We start from the raw sequence: 6,683 nt of genomic DNA, 5'->3' as shown, positions 1-6,683 counted from the left end.
GCACCGGCCACGGAGTCCGCCTCCTCGCGGAACCAGCCCGCGGGCACCGCCACCGCCGACAGCCGTCGGCGCAGCTCCGTGCAGCGGGCCGAGGCGCGTTCGTGGTCGTCGCGGGCCCAGGCGGCCGACTCGGCGTCCACCGCGCCCGCCTCGCCGCCCGCGTGGGCCGTACGCAGCCGCCGGGCGGCGTGCGCCTGCTCCCGCAGCATCAGCTCCAGCCGTTCCACGAGCTGCCGCCGCCCGCCGGGACGGCGGTCGTGGGCCGCGGCCGCGGCGGCGAAGAGCTCGGCCGCGCGCACCGACTCCAGCTCGGCGAACACGGCGCCACGCACCGTCGCGAGATCCGAGAAGAGCGACTCCATCACATCCCAGGGCGGGATCTCGGCGCCCTCCAGACAGGCCCGCATCCCTTCCGGATCACGTCCGCAGAAGACGCCGTACCAGCCCCGCGCAGGATCGAGCAGCTGCGTCAGATGGCGCAAATACCGCGCGAACTCACTTGTGGACACCGCATGTTGATGCACCGTCACCGTCGCCCTCGGCCGCCGTCGGCTGGAACCTTCCAGTCCGCAGGCATTCGACCGCAGATGTGTTACGGGACGGCTACGCACTCTTTTCGTCCCGGGTGCGAGCGGCGCACGCCCGCCTTCGCGCACGCCCGCCTTCGCGAGCGCCCCCGCGAAGGCGGGCGTCCGGGGCTCAGAAGGTGACGGCGATCCCGGTGTGCGGCCGCTTGCCGAGCCGGAAGATCATCGCCGGGTAGTCCAGCAGCCAGTACTTCCAGGTGTACTTGCGGCCGATGGCCCGGCGCACGGCGTCCGTACCCTTGGCATCGAGCAGCCGGCCGGTCCCCTCGGCGCTCGGGGCGCCCTGCGCGATCCGGCCGCGGGCGTCGCAGACGGTGACGAGGACGCGGCTGTCGTTGCGCAGCCGCTTGACCTTCCACGAGTCGGCCTTGGTCCAGATGAGGAGCTCGTCCCCGTCGACGGCCGCCCAGACCGGTGTGGCGACGGACGTGCCGTTCTTCCGGTACGTGGTGAGGCTGACGTACTCGCTCCGGGCGAACTCCTGAAGGCTCATGGGCGCAACCCTACGCACCGCGCGAGCGGGGTTCACGACGCGACCGGGGCTTTCCCGGCACACCCCCGGCCGCTGCCGTGACCGCTACCCGGCCAGTGGGACGACGTCCGGCTCCGGGGCGCACCGCAGGAGCAGTTCGTCCATCGAGAGGCCGAGCGCGCCGGCCAGTGCCGCGACGGTGAAGAAGGCGGGGGTGGGCGCGCGTCCGGTCTCGATCTTGCGCAACGTCTCGGCCGAGATTCCGGCACTGCCGGCGATGTCGACCATGCTGCGGCGGCCGCGCGCCTCACGGAGCAGGCGGCCGAGCCGCTCGCCGCGCAGGTGCTCTTCGGGGGTCAGGGGCGTTCGTACCATGCCGTCATTCTAATACCGCTTGAACCGGTATAGTAATTGGCATGGTGCAACTCAAGACAGACACATCCATCGAAGCCATGCGCGAGGCCGGCCGGGTCGTGGCGCAGGTACTGGCGGCCACCCGCGACGCGGCGGCGGTCGGCGTCACACTGCGCGAACTCGACGAGGTGGCCCGCGGCGTCCTGCGCGAGGCGGGCGCCGGGTCACCGTTCCTGAACTACCGGCCGGACTTCGCCCCGGTCCCGTTCCCCGGTGTGATCTGCACGTCCGTCAACGACGCGGTCGTGCACGGAATCCCGACCGACCTGCGGCTGCGCGACGGCGATCTGGTAAGCATCGACGCGGGCGCGACGCTCGACGGCTGGGTCGGGGACTCGGCGATCAGCTTCACCGTCGGCCGCGCCCGGCCCGCGGACACCCGGCTGATCGAGACGGCGTTCGCGGCGCTGGAAGCGGGCATCGCGGCGGCCGTCGTCGGCAACCGGATCGGTGACATCGCGCACGCGATCGGCCGGATCTGCCGCACGGCCGGCTACGGCATCCTGGAGGGGTTCGGCGGCCACGGCGTGGGCCGGTCCATGCACGAGGACCCGGGCGTCCCCAACGAGGGACGCCCGGGCCGCGGGATGCCGTTGCGGCACGGCATGGTGCTGGCCATCGAACCGATGCTGCTCGGCGGCGGCCTGGACGCGTTCCACACCGACCGGGACGGCTGGACGCTGCGCACGTCCGACGGCAGCAGGGCCGCCCACGCCGAGCACACGGTGGCGATCACGGACGACGGACCCAGGATCCTGACCGCTCTGTGACAGCCCTCAGTTGTTCTGCAGGAACTTCCTGGCGAGGGCGTCCCCGGCGGTCACGGCCGCGTCGTGGCTCTCGATCGGCGACACCTCGGAGTTCTTGAACAGGATGTACGTGACGCCGGACTCGGTGCCGCCGGTCTCCGGATCGGGGTCGATCCCGAGGGCCTTCGCCGTGCGTACGAGGCCTCGCCGATTATCTTGTCGGGGCCGGTGTCGCCGACGACGGCGTACTCCACCTTGCCGCCGTAGATGACGGCGACGACACCGCCGCCCTTGATCCCGGCGCTGCTGTAGTTCCAGATGCCGCTGCTGCTCGGCACGACGACGTACGGCAGCTTCTCCGCGCTCAGCGGCTTGTCCCCCGAGGTGTGGAACGCCGTGTCGTCCTGGAACCACGGGTCGGTGTCCGCGTTGCAGGCGGTGGTGACCTGCCCGTCGCAGTCGATGTCCATGTCGGCCTTCCAGAACACGGCACCGTTCTTGCCGCAGACCGGGACCGTGGCCGACGTCTCCTCGTCCGTACGGTATTTGCCGTTCGAGATCTGCGAACAGGACGAGACCTTGGCCAGCAGGTCGGCCGCGCTGACGGAGCCCTCCTTGATACCGTCCGCCGTGGAATCGGCGCCGTCGGAGGGGCCGTCGTCGGACAGCCGGGCGGCGTGGGCGACGGGCGCGAGGCGCACCACGCCCGGGTGCGCGTTCCGTGCTGCCGCGGGAGCCGCGTAGGGGGAGGTGGAGGGGGAGCCGCTCGGGGCGACCTGTGTCAGCGATCCGGCCGCGAGCAGAGCGGCGCCGGAGGCTGCGGCGAGGGCAAGCGTTCGCATACGCATGGTGGGGGTGCCCTTCTATTAGGAAAGTTTCCTTACCGAGATGCCAAGATGCTCCCGCGTCATGTCCGCGTCAAGGCCACAGGGCCGGCCCACCGCGACTCCCCCGCGGTGGGCCGGCCCCTCCCGTACGGCTGTCGACGTCCGATCAGGACCGTCCGCTCGGCGTCACCACCATCGCCGAACCGCCGCCCCGTCGCTCCGTCTCGGCGGCCGCGAGCCATCGCCCGTCCGGCAGCCGCTGCACACCGGTCGCCGCCCCGATCTCCGGGTTCGGCTTGAAGACATGCCCCAGGGCTTCGAGCTGCGCCCGCACCGGGCTGTTCCACAGTCCCGGTTCGAGCTCCGTCATCGCGGCGTTGCGCTGGCTGGCACGGGGCGCCGCGATGGCGTCCACCAGCGAAAGCCCCCGGTCGACCCTGCCGATCAGCGACTGCAGCACGGTCGTGATGATCGTGGCACCGCCCGGCGAACCCAGCGCCAGCACGGGCTGTCCGTGCTTCAGCACGATGGTCGGCGAGATCGACGACCGCGGCCGCTTGGCCGGACCCGGCAGGTTCGGGTCGTGGACGGCCGGGTCGGCGGGCGCGAACGAGAAGTCCGTCAGCTCGTTGTTGAGCAGGAAGCCGCGCCCCGGCACCGTGATGCCGCTGCCGCCGGTCTGCTCGATCGTCAGCGTGTACGCGACGACGTTGCCCCACTTGTCGGCGGTCGTCAGGTGAGTGGTGTTCTCCCCCTCGTACGTCGTCGGCGCGGCCTTCCCGCCGGTGGCGCAGTCGGCCGGATGACGGGGGTCGCCCGGCGCGAGCGGGCTGGTCAGCACCGCGTCGTCCTTGATCAGGCACTCCCGCGAGTCGGCGAACCGCTGGCTGAGCAGCTCCCTCGTCGGCACGTCCTCGAACTTCGGGTCGCCGACCCAGCGCCCTCGGTCGGCGAACGCGATCCGGCTCGCCTCGATGTAGCGATGCAGATACTGCGCCTCGCTCGCCTTCGAAAGATCCTTGTTCTCAAGGATGTTGAGGGCCTCGCCCACCGTCGTACCACCGGAGGAGGACGGCGCCATGCCGTAGACGTCGAGCCCGCGGTATCCGGTCTGCGTCGGCGCCTGCCGCAACGCCCGGTAGGAGCGCAGGTCCTTCGTGGTCAGGTCGCCCGGCCGCACCACCCGGGAGGACTTGGGGTCGACGGGCGGATTGCGTACCGTCCGCACGATGTCCTCGGCCAGCTTGCCCCGGTAGATCTCGTCGAGGCCCGAGCGGGCGACCTCCTCATAGGTGCGCGCCAGATCAGGATTCTTGAACACCGATCCGACAACGGGCAGTTGACCGCCGGGCAGGAAGAGCTTCCTGGTCGCCGGGAAGTCGGCGAACCTGGCCTGGTTGCCCTCGGTCTGGGAACGGAAGGTGCTGTCGACGACGAAGCCGTCCCGGGCCAGGCGTTCGGCCGGATTCAGTACCTGCCGGAGCGATTTGCTCCCCCAGGTGTCGAGTGCGGTCTCCCAGGTGGCGGGGGTGCCGGGCGTACCGACGCCGAGCCCGCTGGTGACGGCGTCCTCGAAGGCGAGCGGCTTCCCGTTCTCCATGAAGAGCGAGGAGTCCGCGCTGCGCGGTGCGGTCTCACGGCCGTCGATGGTCTGCACGGTACGGGTACTGGCGTCGTAGTGGACGAAGTAGCCACCACCGCCCAGCCCCGCCGAGTACGGCTCGGTCACCCCGAGTGCCGCTGCGGTCGCCACCGCCGCGTCCGCCGCGTTGCCGCCCTTGCGGAGCACCTCGATGCCGGCGGCGGTCGCGTCGGCGTCGACGCTGGAGACCGCTCCCCCGTATCCCACCGCGACAGGGGACTTGGCCGCCGGTGCGGACGAGGACGGGGCTGCCGCCCCGACCGACACCACTGCGGCGAGAACACCTAAGAACGACACATTCCGCGCGACAGAACGTCGCATGCGCACCTCCAGTGAAGGATCGTCCGCGCAGGGTAGCGCCGCCCGGGCCACCCCGTCAGGTCCGCCTCGGACTTGAGGCCGAATGCCCGCTAACATGCCCGCCCATGACTGACGACGTACGCAACATCGTGTGCTGGGCGTGATAGCCGCCGGCATCATACACCGCCCACTGGGTACGCGACGTCGTCTTCAGCGAAGGCAAATCCCAGGTCAGGACCCATAACACGCCCGCCGTATTGGCCGCGATCCGCGACCTGATCCGCGGCGCGCTCAAACTCGCCGGGTACATCAACACCGCCGCCGGACGCCGAGCCCACACGGAACGCCACCGCGTCCTCGCGCTCTATGGCATCACATGATCAACCAGACATCCAAGGCACTCGCCGGAGCCCTGGCACATCGCGGGGGGGTACGGCTCGATGAACTCCCACTCCTGGTACGACAGTTGCACTCGCGTCATACAAGTCGATCTACCGGATCGGCGACCGCCATGAGGGCGAATCCCGCAAACAGTCACGATTGGACGCGCTCCCTACTCCACGTCGGTAGCGACCTGGGGCGCCGCGGTACCCGACGCGTATCGCCCTGGTACCGCTCGCCCGTTCGACCGGGGCCGCCGTCCTTCGGTATGAGGCAGGGCCATGCCACCGGGGTCACGGCGATCATGCCTGAGCTGCCAGCGCACACGGAAAGGCCCCGCTCTCACCGAAACCGATGATGGCGGGGCCTTCGAGCACCTTGCGAGTGATTCATGCAGCTATACGCCGTGCACCCACGTCACCGTGTGATCTCACGCATGCCCGACCAGGGTCTTAGAGCAGGTGGAAGAGGTGCCCTTCACGTAGCAGACACTAAGGAGGACGCTCTCCCCCTCCGGAATATTGCCGGTCGTCCACGGGCTCTCGTACGGGGAAGAATGGCCCCGCGTGGTGGCAATGCGGTGGACGGTCCCGCTATCGAGATGCCCCTCGATACCGTAACCATCGTCCAGGCCGTCAGTCACGTTGAACGCATCCCCGGGCCAGCCCAGCTCCGGTATCGGGTCGGCGTTCCAGTACATATAGCCAGCATGCTTGCCGTCTCTGAGAACCACGATCTGACCCCAACCGTCCCCGGACGAGGTGCTGAACGTGATCGATGCGGCGCTCGCGGGGCTGGCGCCGGCCACGAGCGTCGCACCGGCGGCCAGGGTGGTCGCGGCGAGCAGCGTGGTAGCCCTCTGAATGAACTTCACTGGATTCCTCAACTTCTGCTTCTGCACTACTACATGGCGGATGTCCGCATGGGTCGGTCGTGATCATAACCTGCGGTTGCCTGTCACAGATAGATCATGAGTGGCTGGAGGTGGCGGCACGCCGCTCACCCTGGAGGTAGGGCCTTGACCCAAAGCCGGGTAGTTAAGGGCTTGCCGGGAAACAAGCCGTCGCTTCCGGGATCGTGCCTCGTTGTTGTGGTCTGGGGATTCCGGAGGGGGCCGATTCGATGCTGACGGCGAAGTTCCAGGCGTTGTTCCCGCACTTGGACGAGCGCCAGCGTCGGCTGGTCATAGGGGCGGAGGCGCGGTCGCTGGGACACGGCGGGATCAGGCTTGTCGCCCGTGCGGCCGGGGTGCGTGAGGGCAACGTCTCGCGCGGGGTAACTGAACTGGAGTCCGGGGAGGCGCCGTTGGGG

General features: G+C 69.7%; 5 protein-coding genes and 4 pseudogenes. 3 read left to right on the top strand and 6 right to left on the bottom strand.

Going from position 1 to position 6,683, the window contains the following annotated elements:
- From J1C73_RS15370 to J1C73_RS15360, 3 genes and pseudogenes are all read right to left on the bottom strand, one after another.
- A pseudogene (locus tag J1C73_RS15370) lies at window positions 1-530 on the bottom strand (hypothetical protein); the annotation flags it as partial.
- Between the two features lie 169 nt (window positions 531-699).
- On the bottom strand, window positions 700-1,080 hold the full coding sequence (locus J1C73_RS15365) for a PPOX class F420-dependent oxidoreductase (RefSeq protein ID WP_207316867.1): 381 nt from the start codon (window positions 1,078-1,080) through the stop codon (window positions 700-702).
- Window positions 1,081-1,164: 84 nt separating this feature from the next.
- The gene (locus tag J1C73_RS15360) at window positions 1,165-1,434 is read right to left on the bottom strand and encodes a helix-turn-helix domain-containing protein (protein WP_123463870.1); all 270 of its coding nucleotides are present in this window, start codon (window positions 1,432-1,434) and stop codon (window positions 1,165-1,167) included.
- A 41-nt stretch (window positions 1,435-1,475) separates the two neighbouring features.
- On the opposite strand from J1C73_RS15360, the gene map reads away from it, so the two are divergent.
- Entirely contained in the window at window positions 1,476-2,243 is a 768-nt protein-coding gene (map, locus tag J1C73_RS15355; protein WP_207316866.1) for a type I methionyl aminopeptidase, read from the top strand.
- A 6-nt stretch (window positions 2,244-2,249) separates the two neighbouring features.
- Here the strand turns inward: map and J1C73_RS15350 are convergent.
- Together J1C73_RS15350 and ggt are read right to left on the bottom strand one after the other, a co-directional pair.
- Window positions 2,250-3,070 (bottom strand): annotated as a pseudogene (locus J1C73_RS15350) (glycoside hydrolase family 75 protein).
- Between the two features lie 145 nt (window positions 3,071-3,215).
- Complete coding sequence (gene ggt / locus J1C73_RS15345) at window positions 3,216-5,012, bottom strand: gamma-glutamyltransferase (protein WP_207316865.1); 1,797 nt, start codon at window positions 5,010-5,012, stop codon at window positions 3,216-3,218.
- Window positions 5,013-5,173: 161 nt separating this feature from the next.
- On the opposite strand from ggt, the pseudogene J1C73_RS15340 reads away from it, so the two are divergent.
- Window positions 5,174-5,371: pseudogene (locus J1C73_RS15340) on the top strand (ISAs1 family transposase); the annotation flags it as partial.
- Window positions 5,372-5,802: 431 nt separating this feature from the next.
- Here the strand turns inward: J1C73_RS15340 and J1C73_RS15335 are convergent.
- Window positions 5,803-6,273 (bottom strand): hypothetical protein, encoded by a 471-nt coding sequence (locus tag J1C73_RS15335; RefSeq protein ID WP_207316864.1) that lies wholly within the window; start codon window positions 6,271-6,273, stop codon window positions 5,803-5,805.
- A 221-nt stretch (window positions 6,274-6,494) separates the two neighbouring features.
- Between J1C73_RS15335 and J1C73_RS15330 the strand changes: the two are divergent.
- Window positions 6,495-6,683 (top strand): annotated as a pseudogene (locus J1C73_RS15330) (ISAzo13 family transposase); the annotation flags it as partial.

The organism is Streptomyces laculatispora (genome assembly GCF_017353455.1).
GTDB classification, from domain to species: domain Bacteria; phylum Actinomycetota; class Actinomycetes; order Streptomycetales; family Streptomycetaceae; genus Streptomyces; species Streptomyces laculatispora.
The sequence above is the reverse complement of the archived record's forward strand: the minus strand, read 5'-3'. Positions and strand labels throughout refer to the sequence as shown.